Consider the following 22330-nt stretch of genomic DNA (forward strand, 5'->3'; position numbering starts at 1 on the left):
CAAGCCGCTCAGAGAGCCTCGAGAATGGAAATTGCGGTTTCGCCGTAGCGGCGGCTGTCGAGCAGCGCGAGCCCCTCGGGCGGATCGATGGCCGCGCCTTCTTCCCAGACGATCAGCGCGCCCGGCGCGATCCAGCCATTCGCGAGCATCGCGGCCAGCGCCTTCTCGCCGAGGCCCTTGCCATAGGGCGGGTCGAGAAAGACCAGCGTCGCGGGCGCATCGGGGGCGGGGCCGGGCCGGGTCGCGTTCCGGCGCAGGACCGTGCACTCGGCCCCGGCCCGGCAGAGGCCCACATTCTCGTGGATCAGCGCCAGCGCCTTCCTGCCATCCTCGACGAAGCAGACATGCGCGGCACCGCGCGACAGCGCCTCGAGCCCCAGCGCACCGGTGCCCGCGAAAAGATCGAGCACCCGCGCGCCCTCGACCGGATCGCCATAGCCGCCGTTCATGAGAAGGTTGAACAGGCTTTCGCGCACCCGGTCGGTGGTCGGGCGCAGATGTGCTGCCGGATCGCCCTTGCCGACCGAGGCCAGCGCCCGGCCACGGAACCGGCCCGCGACGATCCTCATGCCGCCATCAGCGCCTTGAGATCGCCGGCGGCGACCGTCTCGGGGGCGGGCGAGCGCCCGGCCTCGATCAGGCGCTTGGCGGTCATGTAGGCGCGGGGGTCGTTCATCGCGTCGAGCGCCAGCAGTTCGCTGCCGCGATAATACCAGTGGCTGGCGCTGCCCTCGCGGTCGCCGGGGCGCACCACCACGCGGTCATAGCCCGAGTTCAGCCCCGCGATCTGCAGCTTGACGTCATACTGATCCGACCAGAACCACGGTTTCGGGACATAGGGCGCCTCGGCCCCCAGCATGTTGGCCGCGACCGCCTCGGCCTGATCGATGGCGTTCTGCACGCTTTCAAGCCGGATCCGGCTGCCGCGATAGGGCAGGCTGGTACAGTCGCCCGCGGCCCAGATCGCCGGATCCGCGGTCCGGCCCATCGCATCGACCGCGATGCCCGCCTCGATCGCCAGCCCGGCGGCTTCGGCCAGCGCGGTCTCTGGCGCGACGCCGATCCCGAGGATGACGAAATCGGCCTCGATCACGCGTCCATCGGCCAGCTCGGCGCCGGTGACGCGGGTCTTGCCCAGCAGGCGGACGAGCCCCGTCGCCTCGCGGATCTTGACGCCATGGGCGGCATGGAGCGCGCGGAACCAGTCCGAGGTCTGGGGCGCGGCCACGCGCTGCAGGATGCGCGGCGCGGCCTCGATCAGGGTGACCTGCAGCCCCTGGGTGGCCGCCACTGCCGCGGCCTCAAGCCCGATATAGCCGCCGCCGACGATCAGCGCCCGGGCGCCGGGCCTGAAGTCGGGGGCCATCGCATCGACATCGGCGAGGCTGCGCACGACGTGGACGCCCTCGAGCGCGCCGCCGATGCCGGCGGGCAGGCGTCGGGGCGCGGCGCCGGTGGCGAGCGCCAGCATGTCATAGGCGATCTCGTGCTTGCCAAGGTGCAAGCGGCGGCGGGTACGGTCGATGCCGGTCACCCGCTCGCCCAGCCGCAGATCGATCCCGGCCTCGGCATAGAATGCCGGGGGGCGCAGGTAGAGCCGGTCGACCGGCATCGCGCCCAGCAGGTATTTCTTCGAGAGCGGCGGTCGCTGATAGGGCGGCACGGTTTCGTTGCCGATCAGGGTCAGGGGGCCGTCATGGCCGAGCGCCCTGAGTTTCGCTGCCAGCGCCGCGCCTGCCTGGCCGGCGCCGATGATGACGATGTGGGACATGGGGGTTCCGCTTTGGGGTTCCGCTCTGGCACGATGCGGCCTTCACACTATCTGAGCCCCGAAACGCAATGCAATGGATCAGGAGGAAGAAGTCATGGCGATTTCCGAAGGCGACCGGCTGCCCGAGGCGAGCTTTACCGAAATGGGCGCGGACGGACCCGGCGCGGTGTCCCTGTCGGACAAGCTGAAGGGCCGCAAGGTGGTGATCTTCGCAGTGCCCGGCGCGTTCACGCCGACCTGCCATTCGGCGCATATGCCGAGCTTCATCAAGGCGAAGGACAAGCTGGCCGCGAAAGGCGTCGACGAGATCGTCTGCGTGGCCGTGAACGACCCCTTCGTGATGAAGGCCTGGGGCGAGGCGACCGGCGCGCATGCGGCGGGCATCTCCATGCTGGCCGATGCCGATGCGAGCTTCACCAAGGCCATCGGCATGGAGTTCGACGCCCCGCCGGCCGGGCTGATCTCGCGCTCGAAGCGCTACGCCATGCTGGTCGAGGACGGCGTGGTGAAGAAGCTCAATGTCGAGGCGAGCCCGGGCGAGTGCTCGATCTCGGCCGGCGAGACCCTGCTGGAGCAGATCTGAGCCAGATCTGAGACCGGGGCCGGCGGGCCCGCGCCCGCGGCATGACGCCCGTCCCCGATCAGGGGCGGGCGTTTTAACGGCCCCGGTCCGGTACGCAGCCCGCTGTCCTCAATCCGGCATAGTCAGGCCCCTGCGCTCGGATCGGCACATCGGGGCCAATGCACCCGGGGTCTGTCCCCCTGAATGGGTTTCGTGTAATGCGGGGCGCGCGCTTCACGGCCTCCAGCGCAAGAGGCCGCCATGACAGGGGTCTGCTCGGACCGGCTTCGAATGGGGGCGGATCCGGCGTTTCTTCCAAGCAAGCGGCGCGGGATGGCGCGGATGGATGACCGGCGCCTGCCGAACGGCATTTCCGGGGACTGCATGTTTCCCCACACCACCATCTGTTACCGCCTCAACCGTCGGACCAAAGCGAGGGGCTGGGCCAGTGTCTTTGAAGCTCTTTCAGAAAATCAACCGGATAACATGTCGTTGATCGACGGCGCGGTCATCCGCGCCCACCGACAGGCGGCGGCTCGAAAGGGCGGGGCGGATCACACCCCTGGCCATTCTCGGGGGTGAGCATCAGGATCAACGCCACGCCCGATCATCGCGGCCTGCCCTTGGAGATCACACCGTTGCCGGGCCAGGCCTTGGGCAGGGCGGCGGGGGCAGATCTGTCGGTCGATCCCGCGCCAGGCGATGAGGCGCGACCACGCCCGCGGCCATATCCCCATCCGGTACGGCCGGCCGGAAGCTCGGCCATTCCTGCGCTTTGTCGTCAGCGCAATCTGGTCGATAGGGCCTTCAACAGGCTCAGGCATTTCGGAAAGATCGACCCGCGCGACGAGAGACCTGCGCGAAACCACCTCGCTGCCGGGCTCATCGCCTGTTCCTGCCTGTGGCCGAGGCATCATGAGGCCGCATCCCAGGCCAATGCCTTCAGGCCAGCGCATCCATCTTCCGCGCCAGTTCGACATCCTTCATCGTCAGCCCGCCGGCATCATGGGTCGAGAGCGTGACCTCGACGGTCTTGTAGACATTCGTCCAGTCGGGATGGTGATCCATCTTCTCGGCGCAGAGCGCGGCACGGGTCATGAAGCCGAAGGCCGAGACGAAGTCGCCGAATTCATAGGTCTTGACGATGGCGTCGCGGCCTTCGGTCTTGGCCCAGCCATGGGCGAACAGCGACGACAGTTCGAGCCTGCGTTCGTCCTCGGTCAGTTTTCCGGTCATTCCTGTTCCTCCTCCTGGTCTTTCGCGGTCTTGCGGAACGGCCCGTAGGCGGTGATCACCTCGATCTCTTCGGCCACGGCCTCGCGCTCGGCCCGCAGGAAATGATCGACGGCGGCGCGGAGCCCCGGATCGGCGATCCAGTGCAGCGAATGCGTGGGCATCGGCAGATACCCGCGCGAGAGCTTGTGCATGCCCTGCGCGCCGGCCTCGACGGTGTCGAGCCCATGGGCGATGGCAAAGTCGATGGCGCGATAATAGCACAGCTCGAAATGCAGGCAGGGATGGTCCTCGACGCAGCCCCAGTAGCGCCCGTAAAGCCGCGACCGGCCGATGAAGTTCAGAGCCCCCGCTACGGGGCGGCCGTCGCGCTCGGCCAGCACCAGCAGCATGTCGTCGCGCATGGTCTCGTGCAGCCGGTCGAAGCAGGCGCGGGTCAGGTAGGGCCTGCCCCATTTGCGCGCGCCGGTATCCTGGTAGAAGCGCCAGAAGGCGTCCCAGTGGCCGGGCCGGATTTCGTCGCCGCTCAGCGCCCGGATGGTGCCGCCGAAGGTCCGGGCGGTGGCGCGTTCCTTGCGGATGTTCTTGCGCTTGCGCGAGGACAGCGTGGCGAGGAAGGTCTCGAAATCGGGATAGCCGCGGTTTTCCCAGTGGAACTGCTGGGTGACGCGGTGCAAGAGCCCCATCTCGCGGCCCGACTCAGCCTCGGCCTCGGTGCAGAAGGTGACATGGGCCGAAGAGAGATCGTTTTCGGCGGCGAGCCGCACCGCGCCTTCGAGCAGGGCCGCCCGCCCGCGCATCTCCTGCCCCGGGCGGGTCAGGAAGCGGCGGCCGGTGGCCGGGGTGAAAGGCACCGCGATCTGCAGCTTGGGATAATAGCGCCCGCCCGCGCGCTCGTAGCCATCGGCCCAGCCATGGTCGAAGATATATTCGCCCTGGCTGTGCGACTTGGCATAAAGCGGGGCGACGGCGAAGATGCCGCTTTCGTCGCGGGCCACCAGATGATGCGGCTGCCAGCCGGTGCCGGCCCCGACCGAGCCGCTGTCTTCGAGCGCGGCGAGAAAGCGGTGGGTGGTGAACGGGTCTTTCGGGCGCCCGCCATCGGCCGCCTCGGGGCAGGCACAGGCATCCCATTCGGTTGCCCCGATCCGGTCGATCGATCTCAGTACCGCGATTTCGACCTGCTCTGCCTCGACGTGATCCGCGCGCATCGCTCCTGCCCCGGCTTTCCCCTTGAGGTGGGGCGGCCGGGACCGGGGTCAAGCGGGCCGGGTTGCGGCATAGCCCTCGAAGGTGACATTCGCGGCGACGCTGCGGGCGATACGCTCCTCGGCCGGGCTGCGCACCGTCCAGCACAGGATCGCGGCGCCACCGGCCCTGAGCTCGGCCACCCGGGGCCGGGCCAGATCGCGCCACAGATGCGAGATGAACGAGGCGCCGACCCGGTCGTAATCGGGGATCTCGCGCAGGGTCTCGCGCACCGGCGCATGCAGGCTCGGCCAGTCCTTGGCCTCGTAGGCGCAGGTGGTCAGGCCACGCGGCCGCTCGGGTGCGGCCTCGGCCAGAACGGCCACGCTGTGCGGGTTGAAGGACATCAGCGCGACCGGGCCGTCATAGCCCCTGAGCACCCTGGCCACCGCCCGTTCCAGCGGGCCGACGGCGGCGCCCATCGCCCCGTCCTGATCCTTGATCTCGATCAGCAGCGGCACCCGGCCCGCGACCTCTTCGAGGATCTGCGCGAGCGTCGGGATGCCGAAGTTGCCGCCCCTCAGCGGGATCGCGCCCAGCTCGGCGGCGCTCCGGCCCGCGACCGGGCCGGCCTCGCCCGTCAGCCGGGCGAGGTCGTAATCGTGAAACACCATCGGCACGCCGTCGGCCGAGGGCTGGATGTCGATCTCGATGCCGTAGCCCCCGGCAATGGCGGCGCGGACCGCCTCGACCGAGTTCTCGGGTCGCCCGGCGCTGCGGTCATGCAGCGCGCGATGGGCGAGGGGGGCCGTCAGGAAGGCCGGGGGCAGCGGGTTCATGCGATCTCGAAGATGCCTTCGATCTCGACCGCGACGCCGAAGGGCAGCGAGGCCGCGCTGACCGCCGAGCGCGAATGCCGTCCGGCATCGCCCAGGGCCTCGACGAGAAAGTCCGACGCGCCGTTGATTACCTTGGGCTGATCGCCGAATTCGGGCGTCGAATTCACGAAGCCGGTCAGCTTGACGACACGGACCAGCCGGTCGAGATCGCCGCCGCAGGCCGCCCGAAGCTGGGCCAGCAGCGAGATCGCGCAGGCCCGGGCTGCCGCGGCACCGGCCCCGACGTCGAGATCGGCCCCGAGCTTGCCCAGAATCAGCGCGCCATCCGCCGCTGAAACCTGGCCCGAAACGAAGACGAGATTGCCCGAAATCACATAGGGCACATAATTTGCCGCAGGGGCAGGGGCGTCGGGCAGGGTCACGCCAAGCTCGGCCAGTCTGGCCTCGTATTTGCCGCTCATTGGGTCTCTCCGAAGGAAAATATGGTGCGGATCAGGGGTTCGGGCCGAGGCTAGCGCCCCGCCGCGCCGGGCGGAAGCCGTAAAAGCCGGGCGGAGACCGTAAAATTCGGGCCATGGCCGGGAGGCTCCGGGCCCGTGGGCCCTTGTGATCCGGGCCCGGGCGTGGTTCCTTGGCAGAGTCTCGATATCAGACAGGATCCTGCTCGTGTCGTCTTTGCGGAAAGCCACCCTGTGGACGGGCCGTCTCGCGGTTCTTTCCTCATTTATTCTTCTGACCGCCTGTGCGCGCCCCGAGGCGCCCGGGACGATCCGCGATCCCTATGAGGCGCGCAACCGCCAGATTCACGAGGCGAACAAGGCGCTCGACCGTGGTGTGTTCCGGCCGGTCTCGACCGCCTATGGCCAATCCGTGCCGCACCCGGTCCGGAGCGGTGTCAGCAATTTCGCCTCGAACCTGTCGCTGCCCGGCGCCGTGATCAACAGCCTGTTGCAGTTCCGCCCGGGCGACGCGGCGCAGAACACCACGCGGTTCCTGATCAATACCACCATCGGTCTGGGCGGGATCTTCGATCCGGCCTCGCGGATGGGGGCGACCAAGGTCAATACCGATTTCGGCGAAACGCTTTATGTCTGGGGCATGCGCGAAGGCGCCTATGTCGAGTTCCCGGTGCTCGGCCCGATGACGGAACGGGCGATGATCGGCCGTGCCGTCGACTTCGCGATGAACCCGCTCAGGCCGCTGGCCAATTCCGAAGAACGCAACGTGATGGCGGGCACCGGTGTGCTGCGCGGCGCAAATGCACGTTATGAAAACTCGGATCTCGTAGATTCGGTCCTATATGACAGCGCGGACAGCTACGCCCAGTCGCGCCAGATCTATCTGGATTCCCGGCGGCACAAGCTGAACCGTAACCAAGAGACCGAGTATTTCGACCCCTACGAGGACCCCTATGCAGATCCCAACGCCGAGTAAGGCCTCCGCCCCGACCCGCCGCCGTCTTCTGATGACCGGTCTGGCTGCCGGGGCTGCTCTGACCGTGACCGGCCTGACATCCGGACGCGCGCTTGCGCTGACCACCGGCGAGGCGTCGCAGCTGATCGACCGCGTGATCGGCGATATCAATCGCGTGATCAATTCCGGCAAGTCCGAAGCCCAGATGTTCCCGGAATTCGAACGTATCTTTTCGCGCTATGCCGATGTGCCGGTGATTGCCCGTTCCGTGCTGGGCGTGGCGGCCCGGCAGGCCAGCCAGTCGGAGCTGAACGCCTTCACCCAGGCCTTCCAGGGCTATATCGCCCGCAAATACGGCCGTCGTTTCCGCGAGTTCATCGGCGGCGAGATCAAGGTGAACGAGGCCCGCCAGGTGAAGAACTTCTACGAGGTGAAAACGACCGCGCTGCTGCGCGGCCGGTCGCCGGTCGAGGTCGTCTTCCTGGTCTCCGACCGTTCGGGCAAGGACAAGTTCTTCAACATCTTCATCGAAGGCGTGAACATGCTGGCCAGCGAGCGGACCGAGATCGGCGCCATGCTGGACAAGCGGCGCGGCGATATCGGTGCGCTGACCCGCGACCTGGCTTCGGCGGGCTGACGCGTCTTTCCGCTTCCGAAAGACAGGAAAGGCCCCGGCTTGTGCGCCGGGGCCTTTTCCGTTCTGCCAGGGAGCATCTTCTGCCCCCCACCCTTGTGGCCTTCCCCGGCCTTCACCGGGGTCAGTTGCGCCCGGTGAAGGCGCCCAGCACGCTGCGCAGGATGTTCTCGGCGACATTGCCGCCCTGATCGCTGTCGCCCCTTGCTGCGACCGCCGAAGACGGCTCTTCCGGGACCAGCATCGGCAGGGGATGCGGCGGCACGCCGTCCTCGACGCGCTGCATGGTCTCGTGCCAGATCTCGGCCGGAAGCCCGCCTCCGGTCACGCCCCGCAACGGGGTGTTGTCGTCATAGCCCATCCAGACCCCGGCCACGTAATCGGCCGAAAAACCGATGAACCAGGCGTCGCGGGCGGCCGAGGTGGTGCCGGTCTTGCCCGCGACCTGCCGGTCGGCCAGCTTGGCGCGGTGTCCGGTCCCCGCCTCGACGGCGCGCCACATCATGTAGACAAGGCTGCGGGCCGCGCGCTCCGAGATCACCCGCTCGCCCATGCCGCCCTCCTGGCCCATCAGCGGCTCGCGGTCGCCTTTCAGCTTCAGTTCGGTCAACCCGTAGGGGGTGACGCTCGAGCCGCCGTTGAGGATGCCCGCATAGGCGCCGGTCATGTTGATCAGCGTCGATTCCGAGGCGCCCAATGCCAGGGCCGGCCCTTCGGCCAGATCGGCCTGCAGCCCGAAATCATGCGCGATCCGGCGCACGTTCTCGCGGCCCACGGCCTCGGAAACCTTGACCGCCGGAATGTTCAGCGAATGCTGCAACCCCTCGGTCAGGGTCACCCGGCCGCGGAAGCGGCGGTCGTAGTTTTCGGGTGAATAGGGCCCCGAACCCGGCACGTTGATGGTATAGGGCTCGTCCACCACGGTCGCATTGGGCGTGTAGCCGAGATCGAGCGCGGCGGCATAGACGAAGGGCTTGAAGGCCGACCCGGTCTGCCGGAGCGCCATCGTTGCCCGGTTGAACCCGCCGATCGCCGTCTGGCGGCCGCCGACCATGGCACGGACCGCGCCGTCGGCCGACATCACGATGATGGCCGCCTCGGCCTTCGAGCCCTCCTTGACCTTGGTCTCGAACACCTCCTTCAGCGCGCTCTCGGCGGCTTTCTGGATGCGCGGGTCGAAAGTGGTGCGGATGATGACATCCTCGGTGGTGTCGCGGGTCAGGAAGTCGGGTCCCGCCCCCATCACCCAGTCGGCGAAATATCCGCCCGCGCGGGCTTCGGCGGCTTCGGAGAGCTGCGCCGGGTTGGCCCTGGCAAGGGCCGCCTGCTTGGGCGTGATATAGCCCTGCTCCTGCATCAGGCCGACGATGAGATTGGCCCGGTCGCGCGAGCGCTTGAGGTTGTTGGTCGGGGCATAGGTGGTGGGCGCCTTCAACAGCCCCGCCAGCATCGCCGCCTCGGAGATGTTCACCTGGTTCGCGGATTTGCCGAAATAGCGCTGGGCGGCGGCCTCGAAGCCGCGGGTGCCCGCGCCCAGATAGGCGCGGTTGAGGTAGATCGTCAGGATCTCGTCCTTGGTATACTTGGCCTCCATCGCCATTGCATAGAGCGCCTCCTTGACCTTCCGCCCCAGCGTGGTGCGGCGGCAGTCGGCCTCGTAGGCGGTCTCGTTCTTCCAGGTCGTCGAATCATAGGGCACGCCGAGACAGAGCAGCTTGGCGGTCTGCTGGGTGATGGTCGAGCCGCCATTGCCCGAAAGCGGGCCGCGGCCCTCGGAGAGGTTGATGCGGATCGCGCTGGCGATGCCGCGCGGGCTGAGGCCGAAATGGCCGTAGAAGCGCCGGTCCTCGGTTGCGACCACGGCATTCTTCAGCACCGGGGCGACGGTCGTGGCGGTGATCTGGCCGCCGAACTGCTCGCCGCGCCAGGCGAAGACCTTGCCGTCGCGGTCGAGCAGGGTCACCGAGCCGCGGTTGCGCCCGTCCAGAAGTGCCGTCATCTCGGGCAGTTGCTGGTAGAAATAGAAGACCGCGCAGCCAAGCGCGAGCGCGCCCAGAACCGCAAGCCGGATCCCGGTCCCGAGGAGCGAGCGGAACAGTCCGCGAAAGAAGGCCCGGATTGCGCGCAGGATCGGATTGCCGCGCCCGGCCCCGCCGCGCCGCCCGCCCCCGCTGCCATTGCGGGATCGGGGCTTGCGGCTGCGCGGCTGCTGCGGCTTGCGTTTCGTCTTCTTCGGATAGCGCCGATCCGCCACCAGGGGCGGCGGCCTGCGTCCCGTGCTGCCCATAACTGTCGACTGCCTCATTTGCCTTTTCGCGGCACCTTATCCCGGCCGCGCCGGATTGTGGAGGTCGAAGGCGTCATGTGACCGGTCCGCGAATTGCCTTAAAAAAGTGCACTTACCCTGATCTGTGCAAAAGTTGTGCAACAACTCTCGTTTTGCGACCGGTTTGCGGCCTCGATCCGCTTGTCTCACGGCGGTTTCGCGGCCCTTCCTTGCCTCTGTGGAAACCCGCAGGGGCGACCTGCTCAACGGAAGGGGCACAACGTGAAACTCATCATTGCTGCAATCAAGCCGTTCAAGCTGGAGGAGGTGAGGGAAGCTCTCACCGCAATCGGCGTGCGCGGCATGATGGTGACCGAGATAAAGGGGTTCGGATCGCAGTCCGGACATACCGAGATCTATCGCGGTGCGGAATATGCCGTGAATTTCGTTCCCAAGGTGAAGCTCGAAATCGTGGTGACCTCGGCCATGGCCGATCAGGTCGTCGAGACCATCGCCAAGACCGCCAAGACCGACAAGATCGGCGACGGCAAGATCTTCGTTCTGGACGTGAACCAGGCGGTGCGGGTCCGGACCGGAGAAACCAACGAAGACGCGGTGTGACGCGGACGTATCAGGGATAGAGAGACAACGAAAATGGCGAATATCAAACATATTCTCGGCCTTTCGGCGCTGACCGCGACGGCCGCGGCGCTTCCGGCGCTGGCTCAGGAGGTCGCCGAGGCCGCACCGATCATGGACAAGGGCGACACCGCCTGGATGATGACTGCGACCATCCTCGTCCTGTTCATGACCATGCCGGGCATCGCGCTGTTCTACGGCGGCCTCGTGCGCCAGAAGAACATGCTGTCGGTACTGATGCAGAGCACGCTGATCGCCGGCATGATGATGGTGATCTGGGTGTTCTGGGGCTATTCCTTCGCCTTCGGCGGCGGCACCTCGCCGTTCTGGGGCGGCTTCGGCAAGCTGTTCCTGTCGGGCGTCACCGTCGATTCGACTGCCGCGACCTTCACCGATGGCGTCGTCATCCCCGAATATGTCTTCATCGCGTTCCAGATGACCTTCGCCGTCATCACGCCCGCGCTGATCGTCGGTGCCTTCGCGGAACGCATGAAATTCTCGGCCGTGCTGCTGTTCGTCGCTCTGTGGACGACCTTCTGCTATTTCCCGATCGCCCACATGGTCTGGGACGGCGCGGGCCTCTTGTACAACCTCGGCGCTCTCGATTTCGCGGGCGGCACCGTGGTGCACATCAATGCCGGTATCGCGGCCCTGGTCGGCGCGATCCTGATCGGGCCGCGCATCGGCCTCGGCAAGGAAAACATGGCGCCCCATTCGATGACCCTGACCATGGTCGGTGCCTCGATGCTGTGGATCGGCTGGTTCGGCTTCAATGCCGGGTCGAATCTCGAAGCCAATGCCTTCACCGGCCTGCCCTTCATCAACACTTTCGTGGCGACCGCCGCCGCCATCCTGTCCTGGTCCGCCGTCGAGGGCCTGACCCGCGGCAAGGCCTCGATGCTGGGGGCCGCCTCGGGCATGGTCGCGGGCCTCGTCGCCATTACGCCCGCCTGTGGCCAGCTCGGCCCGGTCGGCGCCATCATCCTCGGCTTCGCCGTGTCGCCGATCTGCTACTTCTTCGTGTCGACTGTGAAGACCAAGTTCGGCTATGACGACAGCCTCGACGTCTTCGGCGTGCATGGCGTGGGCGGTATCGTCGGTGCCCTGGGCACCGGTCTGCTGGGCAGCGAGGCGCTGGGCGGCCAGGGCTTTGCCGAGGGTGTCGGCACGATCGGCCAGACCATCATCCAGGCCGAGGCCGTGCTCGTGACCATCGTCTGGTGCGCCGTCGTCTCGCTGATCGCCTACAAGATCGTCGACATGATCGTGGGCCTGCGGGTCGATACCGACAGCGAACGTCAGGGCCTCGATCTCACCAGCCACGGCGAGGCGGCCTATCACAGCTGAGCCGGACGCCCTGGGGTGGAAATGCGAACGGCGGGGAGTTCCCCGCCGTTTCCTTTTGTGCCTTTGCTGCCCGGTGCCTGTGTTCTGGGGCCTGTCAGAGCCCGGCGGCCAGCATCGCCCCGGCGACTTTCGGGATGTTGGTTTCCGACAGTCCGGCGAGGTTGATCCGCCCGTCGCCGATCACATAGACGCCATGGGTCTCGCGCATCATTGCGACCTGATCAGGGGTCGCACCGATCAGCGAGAACAGCCCCTTCTGACCGGCAAGGAAGGCAAAGCGGTCCGACCCGCTGGTTTCGCGCAACCTGTCGGCCAGCGTCCGGCGCAGGGTGTCGATCCGGCTGCGCATGGTCTCGAGCTCGGCCGCCCAGTCGGCCCGCAAAGCGGCATCGCCGAGGATCGCGGTCACCACGCGGGCGCCGTGATCGGGGGGGAAAGCGAAATTCTGGCGGTTGAGGTTCGAGAGGTTCCCCCGCACCAGATCGCGCGCCGTCTGATCGGGCGTCAGCGCCAGTACCGCTCCCACGCGTTCGCGGTACAGCCCGAAATTCTTCGAGCAGCTGACCGAGATCAGCATCTCGGGCAGGGCCCCTGCCAGCAGCCGCAGCCCGGCGGCATCGGCCTCTAGCCCGTCCCCGAAGCCCAGATAGGCCAGATCGACCAGCGGCAGCGCGCCGGTGCGGCCGAGGATCTCGGCAATCGCGGCCCAGTCCGCCGGCGTCAGCTCGGCCCCGGTGGGGTTGTGGCAGCAGCCATGCAGGATCACCACATCGCCCGGGCCGGTGGTCTCGAGATCGGCCAGCAGGCCCGTGATGTCGAGCGCATGGGCCTCGGCATCGTAATAGCGGTAGGCCGCCTCGCCGAGCCCCAGGAAATTGACGATGGCGGCATGGTTGGGCCAGGAGGGCGCCGGGATGAAGACCCGCGCCTTGCGATCGGCGAGGCGCACCAGCTCCAGCGCCTGCCGCACCGCGCCGGTGCCGCCCGGCGTCGCCACCGCGGCGACGCGGTCCGCAGGCAGGGCCTCGCCCAGGACCAGCGTCCGGATCGCGTCGAGAAAGGCCGGATCGCCCTCGATGCCCACATAGGCCTTGCTGTCCTGGGTCCGCCACAGGGTTTCCTCGGCGGCCTTGACCGCCCGCATCACCGGGGTCCGGCCCTGGGCATCGCGATAGACGCCGACGCCAAGGTCGATCTTCTCGGCGCGCGGATCGGCGCGGAACTGCTGCATCAGCCCGATGATCTTGTCGGGGCTTTGCGGAGAAAGGCGGGTCAGCATCGTGCAGGTCCCGTCTCGACCGGAAGATCGCCATACATGCCCCATTCCGACCACGAGCCGTCATAGAGCGAATGGGTGCGATGCCCGATCACCTCGAGCGCGAGGCTGAGGATGGCGGCGGTCACGCCCGAGCCGCAGGAGGTGATGACCGGCTTTCGCAGGTCCACCCCGGCGGCCTCGAAGACCGCACGCAGTGCCTCGGGGCTTTTCATCGTGCCATCGGCATTCAGCAAGCTGGCGAAGGGGACGTTCTTCGAGCCCGGAATATGGCCCGGGCGCAGCCCCGGCCGCGGCTCGGGATCGGTCCCCTCGAAGCGCGAGGGCCCGCGGGCATCGATGATCTCGTAATCGCCGAGCTTCGAGGCGGCGGCGACCTGGGTCACGTCCTTGACCAGCCCGGCCTGGCGCTGCACCGTCATGTGGCGGTCGCGCACGACCGGCGGCATGTCCTCGACCGGGCGCTCCTCGGCCCGCCATTTCGGCAGGCCCCCGTCCAGCACCGCGATGTCGGTCTTGCCCATCAGCCGGAAGGTCCACCAGACCCGGGCGGCAGAGAACAGCCCGGCGCCGTCATAGACCACGACCTGATGGCCATCGCCCACGCCCATGGCGCGCATCCGGCTGATGAACTTCTCGGGCGGCGGCACCATATGCGGCAGGTCCGAGCGCTGGTCGGAAATCTCGTCGATATCGAAGAAGCGCGCGCCGGGGATATGGGCCTCCTGATACTCGGCACGAGGATCGCGGCCCGAGCCGGGAAGATACCAGGAGGCATCGAGGATCCTGAGATCGGGATCGTTCAGATGCGCCGCAAGCCAGTCGGTCGAGACCAGCGTTTTCGGATCGTCGTAGCTCATGACCTCCCCCTCCGGCTGCGCAGACACCGTTTTCCTTAGAACGGCGCCAGAGCCGAGGCAAGGCGGGTCAGCCGTGATCCTTCAAAAGCCGGGCCTTCTGCCGCTGCCAGTCGCGCTTGGCCTCGGTCTCGCGCTTGTCCTGGGTCTTCTTGCCCTTGGCGATGCCGATCTTCAGCTTCACCAGCCCCTTGTGGTTGAAATACAGCACCAGCGGCACCAGCGTGAACCCCTTGCGCTGGGTATCGGACCAGAGCCTGGCCAGATCCTTGCGGCTGACCAGAAGCTTGCGCTTGCGGCGTTCCTCATGGCCCCAGGTCCGGGCCTGCTCGAAAGGCGGGACATAGCCGTTGACCAGCCACAGCTCGCCATCCTCGACCGAGGCATAGCTCTCGGCGATGTTGGCGCCGTTCTCGCGCAGCGACTTGACCTCGGAACCCTGCAGCACGATCCCGCATTCGAGGTCGTCCTCGATGGCGTAATCGTAGCGGGCCCGCCGGTTCTCGGCGATCACCTTGTAATTCGGATCTGTCTTCGCTTTGGCCATGGTGGAGGCGATATAGGCTATCGCGGTCCGGCTTGAAAGGGCGCGCATCCGTCCTCAAGGCGGCTGTCGCATTTCGCGAAGGGGCGGGACGGGGCTATCGGCGGCGGTCTTTCGCTGCTGGAACGGCACCGCATCCCGGCCGGGCGCGCCGCTTCCGGGGCCGACGCGTGCCGGCCTCCCGGACAGGGCGCCCCGGCCCGCGCGGCTCTCCAGCCGCAGGCATGGCTGCCGGACGTGACGCAAGGTCATGGCCGTCGGTTCTTAGAAGGCATCTCAAATTTGATCATAATTATTCCCGATCAAAGTCCGAATCGACGTGCCATATGGCGGTCATGGATCGACGTGGTGTTGCCGATCCTGTGTAGAGGGCCGCGTATCTGGCCCTGTAACGGGTGCAATGTTACTTGGGGCGCGCCATGTGAATGGTGGCAGACGGTTGGTGTGACCGGCGCGCCCCAAGGGTTTCCTCCCGCCTTTCCGAATCGCGCCTCGGATTGATCCGCTCCCGTTCCGGGCTAGCTCGAGTCCGGAGGCCGGTCCGGCCAACCGGATCGTCCGTCGGAATGCACTGGAAGGGAGGACCCCATGCACGCTCGCCCCGCCGTTTCATTCGTTGTCCCGTCTCTGGCATTCGCCGCGCTGACGGCATTTGCGCTGCCCGCGCTGGCAGAGGATCCCCGCACGCCTTCGCCCGAGGGGGCACGGGTGTTCATCATCAGCCCCGAAGACGGTGCCACGGTCTCGTCGCCGGTGACGGTGGTCTTCGGCATCGAGGGCATGGAGGTCGTGCCGGCCGGCACCGACGCCCCCGCCAGCGGCCATCACCACCTGATCGTCGATCTGCCGCAGGACGAGGTCGATGTCGCGCATGCGATCCCCGCCGACGATCATCACATCCATTTCGGCGGCGGCCAGACCGAGACCACGGTCGAGCTCGCGCCCGGCAAGCATCGCCTCTGGCTGCTTCTGGGCGACGCGAACCATGTGCCGCATGACCCGCCGGTGATGTCCGAGCCGATCGAGGTGACGGTCGAATAGGGCTCAGCCGGTTTCGCCGGGCGGCAGGTCGATCGAGGCCAGCCAGGGCTTGATGTCGAGCAGAGGCGTGCCGTCGTAACAGTCGAGCGCATCGACCTCTACCCGACCGGCCCCGGCGTCGAGCGCGGTGATCCTGACCGTCGACTGGCTGATCGTGTTGGGCCGGTTCGGCGAGCGCAGGGCGAAGCTGCCGCGCGGACCGTCGACATGGCGGGGCGCCTGCACCAGAAGATCACGCCGCGCCCGGTCCATCCAGTACAGCAGGATAACCGGTTGGCCGACAGAAAGCCCCTTCAGCGCCGGGGCGAAGGCCGGGTCGATCTCGAGGGTGGCGGGCGCGCCCCGTTCGCGCGCCCGGCAGATATTCCTCGGGCAATCCTCTGGCCCCCAGGGGGTCCGGGCCCGGCCGATGACGCGCAGCGCCGGGCCCTCGGCGGGGCCAAGATCCCCGGCCACCACCTCGCCCGGGCGCAACTCGTCCGGCCCCTTCAGTTCAGCAGGCCTTCAGTTCAGCAGGCCGGCATGGCGCATTGCGGCGTCGATCCGATCCTTCGTGCCCTGGGTCAGCCCGACCAGCGGCGAGCGGACCTCGTCGCTGCACTTGCCGAGCCGCGACAGCGCGTATTTCGCCGCGGCAACGCCGGGTTCGAGGAAGATCGCGATATGCAGCGGCATCAGACGGTCCTGCAGCTCCAGTGCCTTCGCGTAGTCGCCCGCAAGCGTCGCCTCCTGGAACTCGGCGCAAAGCCGCGGCGCCACATTCGCGGTGACCGAGATGCAGCCCCGCCCGCCATGGGCGTTGAAGCCCAGCGCGGTGCCGTCCTCGCCCGAAATCTGCACGAAATCGGGGCCGCAGGTGATCCGCTGTTTCGGCACCCGGGCCAGATCGCCGGTCGCGTCCTTGACGCCGATGATGCGCGGCAGTTTCGCCAGCTCGCCCATGGTCTCGGGGGTCATGTCGACGACCGAGCGGCCGGGGATGTTGTAGATGATGATCGGCAGGGTGCAGCAATCATGCAGCTCGGTGAAATGCCGGATCATGCCGGCCTGGGTCGGCTTGTTGTAGTAGGGCGTGACCACCAGCGCGGCATCGGCCCCGACCTCTTCGGCATATTGCATGAAGCGCACCGCCTCGGCGGTGTTGTTCGAGCCCGCGCCGGCCACCACCGGCACCCGGCCGTCGACGGTCTTCACCACTGCCGCGATCACCGCCTCGTGTTCGGCATGGGTCAGGGTCGGGCTTTCGCCGGTGGTGCCGACGGGCACGAAGCCGTGGCTGCCTTCGGCCAGCTGCCAGTCGACAAGACGCTTGAGCGTGTCGAAATCCACCGCGCCGTCCTTGAACGGCGTCACCAGGGCTGGAAGGGACCCTTGTATCATGACACGCTCCTTATCACTTGTGTGTTTCATCGGGGCGCGAGTCGCGCGCCCGCGCAGCGCGCCGGACCCTATAGCGTCGGCGGGCCGTTGCCAAGTTTGTGAATCGCCTGCATGGAGCACCGTGTGAGACCTTTCCCCTCCCTTCTTGCCGAACCGGTTCCGACATGCGCGCCCTGATCCTGACCGTCCTGATCTTGCTGGCCTCTCCCGTCCTCGCGGCCGATCCGGGCCCGCTGTCCAAGGCCATGGTCGCGGTGCGCGCCGACCGCTGGGCCGAGGCCCGTCAGCTGGCACGCCCGGCCGGTCAGGTCGCGCTCGACATCGTCGAGTGGCGGCGGCTGCGCGCGGGCGAGGGCCGGCTTGACGACTACCGCGCCTTTCTGGCCCGCAATCCCGACTGGCCGGGGCTCGGCAAGGTCCGGAGCGCGGCCGAGGGCGTCATCGCGGCCAGCGACGATCCGGCCGCGGTGGTGGCCTTTTTCGGCTCCCGCGATCCGGTGACCGGCGAGGGCGCGCTGCGGCTGGCCGAGGCCGAGGCCGCGCTGGGCCGCAGGGGCAAGGCCGAGGAGGTCGCGGTGTCGGCCTGGCGCAGGCTGCCGCTTGCCGAGCCGGTGCAGGCGGCGCTTCTGGCGCGCTATGGCGCGGCGCTTGCGGGCCATCACAGGGCCCGGCTCGATACGCTGCTCTGGGACGGGCATGACATTTCGGCCGGTCGGATGCTGGGCCTCGTGCCCGAGGGCTGGCAGAAGCTTGCCGCGGCACGGATCGCGCTGCGCAACCAGAGCCCCGGCGTCGATGCTCTGATCGCGGCGGTGCCCGCCGCGCTGCGCGACGATCCGGGGCTGGCCTATGAGCGCTTCATGTGGCGCACCCGCAAGGGCCGGGGCGAGGATGCGATCGCGCTTCTGGACGAGCGCAGCGGATCGGCCGAAAGCCTCGGCCGTCCGGCGCGCTGGGCCGGGTGGCGGCGTTATTATGCCCATCAGGTGCTGCGCGAGGGCAACCCGAAGCTCGCCTATCGGCTTGCCGCGCGCCACCATCTGAGCGCGGGGGCAAGCTATGCCGAGCTGGAATGGCTGTCGGGCTTCATCGCGCTGCGCTTCCTCGACAGGCCTGAGACCGCGCTGAAGCACTTCCGCGCCTTCGAGGCGGCGGTCCGGACCCCGATCAGCCTTGGTCGGGCGGGCTACTGGGAGGGGCGCGCGCTCGAGGCGATGGGCCATCCGCAGGAGGCCCGCGCCGCCTATGCGACGGGGGCGCAGTTCCAGACCAGCTTCTACGGGCTTCTGTCGGCCGAGCGGGGCGGCATCGCCATGGACCCCTCGCTGACCGGCAAAGACCATTACCCCGACTGGCGCGCCCAGCCCTTTGCCCGCGGCTCGGTGATCGCGGCCGCCTTGCTGCTGCATGAGGCGGGCGAGCAGAACCTCGTCGAGATGTTCCTGACCCATCTTGCCGAAACCGCCGATCCGGCCGGGCAGCGCGCGCTGGCCGGGCTGGCGCTGGAGCTGAACGACCACCATGTCGCGCTGCGCATCGCCAAGACCGCGGCCGAGACCGGCAATGTCATGGTCGAGGCCTATTTCCCGGTCACCACGATCGCCCGCAGCCGCCATCCGGTCCCGACCGAGCTGGTGTTGTCGATCGTGCGCCGCGAAAGCGAGTTCGACCCGACGGTGGCCAGCGGCGCCGGGGCTCTGGGGCTGATGCAGCTGATGCCGACCACGGCCAAGGCGATGGCCGACAAGCTGTCGGTGCGCTATTCCAGCTCGGCCCTGACCGCCGATCCGGCCTATAACGCGCGTCTCGGCGCGGCCTATCTGGCGCATCTGGTCGAAGAGTTCGGGTCCAATCCGGTACTGGTCGCCGCGGCCTATAATGCCGGGCCCAGCCGGGCGCATCGCTGGGTCGCCGAACAGGGCGATCCGCGCGCGGCCGGGGTCGACGTGATCGACTGGATCGAGCTGATCCCCTTCACCGAGACCCGCAATTACGTGATGCGGGTCACGGAATCGCTGCCGATCTACCGGGCGCGGCTGGCGGGCCGGACCGGAGCGCTCAGCCTCTCGAAAGAGCTGAAGTCGAACTGAGCGCCGGTCGTCTGGCGCGGTGCCGGGCGGGGCTGTCGCTCCTGCCCGGCTGGCTTTGCATCCCTGCCCAGCCCTGACGCGTGAAAGCCTGACGCGCGCCCGGTCCGCGCTGCCGCCCCCGGGCGCAGTTGCCGGGACTATGGCCTCATGGGGGCGTCCGTCCGCTGCAAGGGCCGGACCCGCCTGGATCGCCCGTGAATCGCGCCGGGCGGCCCGCTGGCGCCGTTCCGTTTTTCGTGCTGCCCCGGAGCTGCCCCGGATCTGTTCAGGCGCTCAGACCGGCCCGGCTCCGCCCGCCCGACCTGCCCGCACCCGCTCGCGCCAGGCGGTGAAAAGCCCCGCCGCCACGACGATGGTCCCGCCCACCACGACATTGGCGTGCAGCGTCTCGTGGAAGACCGCGAGCCCGAAGGCCGAGGCGAAGACGAGCTGCAGATAGGCGAAGGGCTGCACGGCGCTGGCCTCGGCCACCTCATAGGTCTTGATCAGCAGGAAATGTCCCAGCGCGCCCGAGACGCAGAGCCCGGCCATGAAGCCCCAGTCGGCTGCCGTCATCGGCTCCCAGCTCCAGAGCCCGACGAGGGTGGCGGCGACCGCACCGGTGGTGCCGGTCCAGAAGAAGCTGGTCGCGGCGCTGTCCTCGCGGGCGACATAGCGGGTGAGAAGCCCGTAGATGGCGAACAGCGTCGCGGCGGCCAGCGGGATCAGCGCCAGCGGCGAGAACACCCGCACGCCCGGCGCGAGGATCACCAGAACGCCAGCGAAGCCCACGCCGATCGCGCACCAGCGCCGCCAGCCGACCTTCTCGCCCAGGACCGGGCCGGACAGCGCCGCGATCATCAGCGGATAGGAGGCGAAGACCGAATGGCTCTCGATCAGGCCGAGATGGGTGAAGGCCGCGATCATCACCCAGATCTCGGCCACCAGCACCAGCCCGCGCAGGGTCTGCAGCACCGGCATCCGGGTGCGTGCCGCCGCCGACAGGCTGCCCGCGTTGCGCCGCGCCAGCACCATCACGAAGGCCGCGAAGAACCAGTAGCGGATCATCACCACCATCGGGATGTTGTAGTGATCCGCCAGATGGCGCGAGAGCACGTCCTGCGCCGAGAAGACGAAGGTCGTGGCGATCATCAGAAGGATCCCCAGCCGGGTGTTCTGCCGGGTCATGACAGGTGTCCCACGCTCATGTGGCGCTTGCGCCCGAAGCCCGGGCGGCGGCTGACCTCGAAGCCCGCCGCGGCCAGGCCGCGCCGGACGAAGCCCGCCGCGGTATAGGTGGCGGCGGTGCCGCCGGGGGCGGTGTGGCGGGCGACCTCGGCCATCAGCCCGGGCGACCAGAGTTCGGGGTTCCTGGCGGGCGAGAAGCCGTCGAGAAACCAGGCATCGGCCCGGCCCTCCCAGGCGGGCAGGGTCTCGCGCGCGTCGCCTTCGACGATCTCGGCGATCAGCCCGTCGGTCTCGATCCGGCGCGCACCCTCCGCCCAGGCGGCGATCAGCGGGTCGGCCACGGCACGGGCCTCGGGGAAGGCCGACAGCGCGCGCTCCATCTCTTCGGCGCTCATCGGGAAGGCCTCGAAGCTGGTAAAGCGCAAGGGGCCTTCCGTTCCGGCCGCCCGCCAGGCGATCAGCGCCGCCAGCAGGTTCAGCCCGGTGCCGAAGCCCAGCTCGGCGATGTGAAAGCCCGGGGCGAAGCGGCCGGGCAGGCCGTTGCCGTCTAGAAACACATGGCGGGTCTCGGCCAGCCCGTCGGCGATCGAAAAATAGGGATCGTCGAAGCGGGTCGAGACCGGCACCCCACCCTCGCGCCATTCGATCCCGGCGCGCTGGTCACGGGGCAGCGGATCGCCTAGACCGCTGGCGGATTCTTCGGGGCAAGGGGGCGGAACGGATGGCACGGGTCGATGTAACTGTGATGGGGGCAGGGGTGTTCGGGCTCTCTTCGGCCTATGCCTGCGCGCGGCGCGGCGCAAGGGTGCGCGTCGTCGAATGGTCGCATCCCGGCGCGGGGGCGAGCGGCACGCCGGTCGGCGCACTCAGCCCGCATGTGCCCGAGCAATGGAACCCCAAGAAGCAGTTCCAGTTCGAAAGCCTGATCGCCTCCGAGGCATTCTGGGCGGAGGTCGAGGCCGAAAGCGGCCTGAAGACCGGCTATGGCCGGGTCGGGCGCTATCAGCCGCTCGCGGATGAAAAAGCGCTGGCCCGCGCCCGGGACCGTGCCGTCGAGGCCGAAACGCTTTGGCAGGGGCGCGCGGCCTGGCGGGTGATCCGGGCGGCCGAGGCTGGGGGTCTTGTGCCCGAGACGGCCTCGGGCTGGCTGGTCCATGACACGCTGTCGGCCCGGATCGCGCCGCGCGCCGCTTGCGCGGCTCTGGCCGAGGCCATCCGCGTGCGGGGAGGCGAGGTGTCCTGCGGTGCCGAGGGTCCGATTGAGGGGCGAGTGATCTGGGCCACGGGCTATCCGGGGCTGGCTGCGCTCTCGGCCGATCTCGACCGTCAGGTCGGCAGCGGCGTCAAGGGACAGGCGGCGATCCTTGCGCATGATGCGGGCGCGGTGCCGCAGGTCTATGCCGATGGTGTGCTGATCGTGCCCCATGCCGATGGCACGGTCGCCGTGGGCTCGACCTCGGAACGCGAGTTCGACGATCCCTACAGCACCGATGCGCGGCTCGACGCGGTGATCGACCGGGCGCGGGCGGTCTGTCCGGCGCTTGCGGGCGCCGAGGTGATCGAGCGCTGGGCGGGCGTGCGCCCGCGCGCGAAGACCATCGCGCCGATGCTGGGTCCCTGGCCCGGGCGGCCGGGGCATTTCGTGGCCAATGGCGGCTTCAAGATCGGGATCGGGCTGGCGCCAAAGGTGGGCGAGCTGATGGCAGCGCTGGTTCTGGAGGGTCGGGACGACATCCCCGAAGGCTTCCGGATCGAGGCGAGTCTTTGAGCCTCAGCGCCGGCCGATATAGGTCTGGTAGGCCCAGATCAGGGCCATCGCGCCCAGCACCGCCCCGACAAGACCGGCCAGCGCGCCGGTGATGGCCAGCAGGAGGCGGATCAGCAGTCCGCCGATCAAAGCGCCGAAAACGCCCAGCGCGACGGTCGTCAGCATATCGGCCTCGACCCGCATGATCCGGGTGGCGAGGAAACCGGCCGCAGCCCCGATGATGAGAAGAAAGACCATGCCCATGGCCTGAATATGGGGCGCGCGCCAGGCGTTTGCCAGAGCGGTTCGTTGCGATCCGTGTCCCGGGACAGGGAC

At 68.2% G+C, this 22330-nt stretch carries 23 protein-coding genes; 8 read left to right on the plus strand and 15 right to left on the minus strand.

Features of this window, described 5'->3' with window-relative positions; all coding sequences use genetic code 11:
- Positions 1 to 8: 8 nt before the first annotated feature.
- A complete protein-coding gene (gene rsmD / locus B5V46_RS01100; protein WP_080614879.1) occupies positions 9 to 569 on the minus strand; it encodes a 16S rRNA (guanine(966)-N(2))-methyltransferase RsmD in 561 nt (186 codons plus the stop codon).
- Positions 566 to 1771: an NAD(P)/FAD-dependent oxidoreductase gene (locus B5V46_RS01105; protein WP_080614880.1), complete on the minus strand. Its 1206-nt coding sequence runs from the start codon at positions 1769 to 1771 to the stop codon at positions 566 to 568. The genes rsmD and B5V46_RS01105 overlap by 4 nt, the downstream gene beginning before the upstream one ends.
- Before the next feature lie 94 nt (positions 1772 to 1865).
- On the opposite strand from B5V46_RS01105, the gene B5V46_RS01110 reads away from it, so the two are divergent.
- The gene (locus tag B5V46_RS01110; RefSeq protein WP_080614881.1) at positions 1866 to 2354 is read left to right on the plus strand and encodes a peroxiredoxin; all 489 of its coding nucleotides are present in this window, start codon (positions 1866 to 1868) and stop codon (positions 2352 to 2354) included.
- 921 nt (positions 2355 to 3275) lie between these two features.
- Here B5V46_RS01110 and B5V46_RS01115 read toward each other — a convergent pair.
- From B5V46_RS01115 to B5V46_RS01130, 4 genes are read right to left on the minus strand one after another with little or no spacing between them, the layout of a single operon-like run.
- The gene (locus B5V46_RS01115) at positions 3276 to 3569 is read right to left on the minus strand and encodes a 4a-hydroxytetrahydrobiopterin dehydratase (protein ID WP_080614882.1); all 294 of its coding nucleotides are present in this window, start codon (positions 3567 to 3569) and stop codon (positions 3276 to 3278) included.
- Positions 3566 to 4777: a GNAT family N-acetyltransferase gene (locus tag B5V46_RS01120; RefSeq protein WP_080614883.1), complete on the minus strand. Its 1212-nt coding sequence runs from the start codon at positions 4775 to 4777 to the stop codon at positions 3566 to 3568. The genes B5V46_RS01115 and B5V46_RS01120 overlap by 4 nt, the downstream gene beginning before the upstream one ends.
- A 48-nt stretch (positions 4778 to 4825) precedes the next feature.
- The gene (locus tag B5V46_RS01125) at positions 4826 to 5593 is read right to left on the minus strand and encodes a glycerophosphodiester phosphodiesterase family protein (RefSeq protein WP_080614884.1); all 768 of its coding nucleotides are present in this window, start codon (positions 5591 to 5593) and stop codon (positions 4826 to 4828) included.
- The gene (locus B5V46_RS01130; RefSeq protein ID WP_080614885.1) at positions 5590 to 6054 is read right to left on the minus strand and encodes a RidA family protein; all 465 of its coding nucleotides are present in this window, start codon (positions 6052 to 6054) and stop codon (positions 5590 to 5592) included. The genes B5V46_RS01125 and B5V46_RS01130 overlap by 4 nt, the downstream gene beginning before the upstream one ends.
- Positions 6055 to 6259: 205 nt before the next feature.
- On the opposite strand from B5V46_RS01130, the gene B5V46_RS01135 reads away from it, so the two are divergent.
- On the plus strand, positions 6260 to 7027 hold the full coding sequence (locus B5V46_RS01135; protein ID WP_231119186.1) for a VacJ family lipoprotein: 768 nt from the start codon (positions 6260 to 6262) through the stop codon (positions 7025 to 7027).
- A gap of 31 nt (positions 7028 to 7058) precedes the next feature.
- Positions 7059 to 7643 carry a phospholipid-binding protein MlaC gene (locus B5V46_RS01140; RefSeq protein WP_231119187.1) on the plus strand — a complete coding sequence of 195 codons (585 nt, stop codon included), beginning with the start codon at positions 7059 to 7061 and terminating at the stop codon, positions 7641 to 7643.
- Between the two features lie 121 nt (positions 7644 to 7764).
- Here B5V46_RS01140 and B5V46_RS01145 read toward each other — a convergent pair whose 3' ends face one another.
- Positions 7765 to 9927, minus strand: a complete 2163-nt coding sequence (locus tag B5V46_RS01145) for a transglycosylase domain-containing protein (protein WP_080614887.1) — start codon at positions 9925 to 9927, stop codon at positions 7765 to 7767.
- 261 nt (positions 9928 to 10188) lie between these two features.
- Here B5V46_RS01145 and B5V46_RS01150 point away from each other — a divergent pair, with 261 nt between their 5' ends.
- The gene (locus tag B5V46_RS01150; RefSeq protein WP_075784302.1) at positions 10189 to 10527 is read left to right on the plus strand and encodes a P-II family nitrogen regulator; all 339 of its coding nucleotides are present in this window, start codon (positions 10189 to 10191) and stop codon (positions 10525 to 10527) included.
- Between the two features lie 33 nt (positions 10528 to 10560).
- Positions 10561 to 11892, plus strand: a complete 1332-nt coding sequence (locus tag B5V46_RS01155; RefSeq protein WP_080614888.1) for an ammonium transporter — start codon at positions 10561 to 10563, stop codon at positions 11890 to 11892.
- Positions 11893 to 11986: 94 nt separating this feature from the next.
- Here the strand turns inward: B5V46_RS01155 and B5V46_RS01160 are convergent, their stop codons facing one another.
- The 3 genes from B5V46_RS01160 to smpB form a co-directional block, all read right to left on the minus strand.
- Positions 11987 to 13171, minus strand: a complete 1185-nt coding sequence (locus B5V46_RS01160; protein WP_080614889.1) for an amino acid aminotransferase — start codon at positions 13169 to 13171, stop codon at positions 11987 to 11989.
- Positions 13165 to 14028, minus strand: a complete 864-nt coding sequence (gene sseA / locus B5V46_RS01165; protein ID WP_080614890.1) for a 3-mercaptopyruvate sulfurtransferase — start codon at positions 14026 to 14028, stop codon at positions 13165 to 13167. Before sseA ends, B5V46_RS01160 begins: the two co-directional genes overlap by 7 nt.
- 67 nt (positions 14029 to 14095) lie before the next feature.
- Complete coding sequence (gene smpB / locus B5V46_RS01170) at positions 14096 to 14572, minus strand: SsrA-binding protein SmpB (protein ID WP_080617898.1); 477 nt, start codon at positions 14570 to 14572, stop codon at positions 14096 to 14098.
- A gap of 585 nt (positions 14573 to 15157) precedes the next feature.
- Between smpB and B5V46_RS01175 the strand changes: the two genes are divergently transcribed.
- Positions 15158 to 15610 (plus strand): DUF4399 domain-containing protein, encoded by a 453-nt coding sequence (locus B5V46_RS01175; RefSeq protein WP_080614891.1) that lies wholly within the window; start codon positions 15158 to 15160, stop codon positions 15608 to 15610.
- 3 nt (positions 15611 to 15613) lie between these two features.
- On the opposite strand, the gene B5V46_RS01180 is transcribed toward B5V46_RS01175, so the two are convergent.
- On the minus strand, positions 15614 to 16084 hold the full coding sequence (locus tag B5V46_RS01180; RefSeq protein ID WP_231119188.1) for a TrmO family methyltransferase: 471 nt from the start codon (positions 16082 to 16084) through the stop codon (positions 15614 to 15616).
- Between the two features lie 30 nt (positions 16085 to 16114).
- Entirely contained in the window at positions 16115 to 16990 is an 876-nt protein-coding gene (dapA, locus tag B5V46_RS01185) for a 4-hydroxy-tetrahydrodipicolinate synthase (protein ID WP_080614893.1), read from the minus strand.
- A gap of 164 nt (positions 16991 to 17154) precedes the next feature.
- Between dapA and B5V46_RS01190 the strand changes: the two genes are divergently transcribed.
- Entirely contained in the window at positions 17155 to 19080 is a 1926-nt protein-coding gene (locus B5V46_RS01190) for a lytic transglycosylase domain-containing protein (protein WP_080614894.1), read from the plus strand.
- A 273-nt stretch (positions 19081 to 19353) separates the two neighbouring features.
- On the opposite strand, the gene B5V46_RS01195 is transcribed toward B5V46_RS01190, so the two are convergent.
- Both B5V46_RS01195 and mnmD read right to left on the minus strand, forming a co-directional pair.
- Positions 19354 to 20247, minus strand: coding sequence for a DMT family transporter (locus tag B5V46_RS01195; RefSeq protein ID WP_080614895.1), 894 nt, complete (start codon positions 20245 to 20247; stop codon positions 19354 to 19356).
- Entirely contained in the window at positions 20244 to 20918 is a 675-nt protein-coding gene (gene mnmD, locus B5V46_RS01200) for a tRNA (5-methylaminomethyl-2-thiouridine)(34)-methyltransferase MnmD (protein WP_231119327.1), read from the minus strand. The genes B5V46_RS01195 and mnmD overlap by 4 nt, the downstream gene beginning before the upstream one ends.
- Before the next feature lie 50 nt (positions 20919 to 20968).
- On the opposite strand from mnmD, the gene B5V46_RS01205 reads away from it, so the two are divergent.
- Positions 20969 to 22015, plus strand: coding sequence for an FAD-binding oxidoreductase (locus B5V46_RS01205; RefSeq protein ID WP_080614896.1), 1047 nt, complete (start codon positions 20969 to 20971; stop codon positions 22013 to 22015).
- A 3-nt stretch (positions 22016 to 22018) separates the two neighbouring features.
- On the opposite strand, the gene B5V46_RS01210 is transcribed toward B5V46_RS01205, so the two are convergent.
- Positions 22019 to 22258: a hypothetical protein gene (locus B5V46_RS01210; protein ID WP_080614897.1), complete on the minus strand. Its 240-nt coding sequence runs from the start codon at positions 22256 to 22258 to the stop codon at positions 22019 to 22021.
- Positions 22259 to 22330: the final 72 nt, after the last annotated feature.

This window comes from Rhodovulum sp. MB263, from assembly GCF_002073975.1.
Classification (GTDB): Bacteria; Pseudomonadota; Alphaproteobacteria; order Rhodobacterales; family Rhodobacteraceae; genus Rhodovulum.

Excerpts from the sequence above, each read along its gene's own strand:
- rsmD (WP_080614879.1), bottom strand. The coding sequence starts at position 569 with ATGAGGATCGTCGCGGGCCGGTTCCGTGGCCGGGCGCTGGCCTCGGTC.
- B5V46_RS01105 (WP_080614880.1), bottom strand. The coding sequence starts at position 1,771 with ATGTCCCACATCGTCATCATCGGCGCCGGCCAGGCAGGCGCGGCGCTG.
- B5V46_RS01110 (WP_080614881.1), top strand. The coding sequence starts at position 1,866 with ATGGCGATTTCCGAAGGCGACCGGCTGCCCGAGGCGAGCTTTACCGAA.
- B5V46_RS01115 (WP_080614882.1), bottom strand. The coding sequence starts at position 3,569 with ATGACCGGAAAACTGACCGAGGACGAACGCAGGCTCGAACTGTCGTCG.
- B5V46_RS01120 (WP_080614883.1), bottom strand. The coding sequence starts at position 4,777 with ATGCGCGCGGATCACGTCGAGGCAGAGCAGGTCGAAATCGCGGTACTG.
- B5V46_RS01125 (WP_080614884.1), bottom strand. The coding sequence starts at position 5,593 with ATGAACCCGCTGCCCCCGGCCTTCCTGACGGCCCCCCTCGCCCATCGC.
- B5V46_RS01130 (WP_080614885.1), bottom strand. The coding sequence starts at position 6,054 with ATGAGCGGCAAATACGAGGCCAGACTGGCCGAGCTTGGCGTGACCCTG.
- B5V46_RS01140 (WP_231119187.1), top strand. The coding sequence starts at position 7,059 with ATGACCGGTCTGGCTGCCGGGGCTGCTCTGACCGTGACCGGCCTGACA.
- B5V46_RS01145 (WP_080614887.1), bottom strand. The coding sequence starts at position 9,927 with ATGGGCAGCACGGGACGCAGGCCGCCGCCCCTGGTGGCGGATCGGCGC.
- B5V46_RS01155 (WP_080614888.1), top strand. The coding sequence starts at position 10,561 with ATGGCGAATATCAAACATATTCTCGGCCTTTCGGCGCTGACCGCGACG.
- B5V46_RS01160 (WP_080614889.1), bottom strand. The coding sequence starts at position 13,171 with ATGCTGACCCGCCTTTCTCCGCAAAGCCCCGACAAGATCATCGGGCTG.
- sseA (WP_080614890.1), bottom strand. The coding sequence starts at position 14,028 with ATGAGCTACGACGATCCGAAAACGCTGGTCTCGACCGACTGGCTTGCG.
- smpB (WP_080617898.1), bottom strand. The coding sequence starts at position 14,572 with ATGGCCAAAGCGAAGACAGATCCGAATTACAAGGTGATCGCCGAGAAC.
- B5V46_RS01175 (WP_080614891.1), top strand. The coding sequence starts at position 15,158 with ATGCACGCTCGCCCCGCCGTTTCATTCGTTGTCCCGTCTCTGGCATTC.
- dapA (WP_080614893.1), bottom strand. The coding sequence starts at position 16,990 with ATGATACAAGGGTCCCTTCCAGCCCTGGTGACGCCGTTCAAGGACGGC.
- B5V46_RS01190 (WP_080614894.1), top strand. The coding sequence starts at position 17,155 with ATGCGCGCCCTGATCCTGACCGTCCTGATCTTGCTGGCCTCTCCCGTC.
- B5V46_RS01195 (WP_080614895.1), bottom strand. The coding sequence starts at position 20,247 with ATGACCCGGCAGAACACCCGGCTGGGGATCCTTCTGATGATCGCCACG.
- B5V46_RS01205 (WP_080614896.1), top strand. The coding sequence starts at position 20,969 with ATGGCACGGGTCGATGTAACTGTGATGGGGGCAGGGGTGTTCGGGCTC.
- B5V46_RS01210 (WP_080614897.1), bottom strand. The coding sequence starts at position 22,258 with ATGGGCATGGTCTTTCTTCTCATCATCGGGGCTGCGGCCGGTTTCCTC.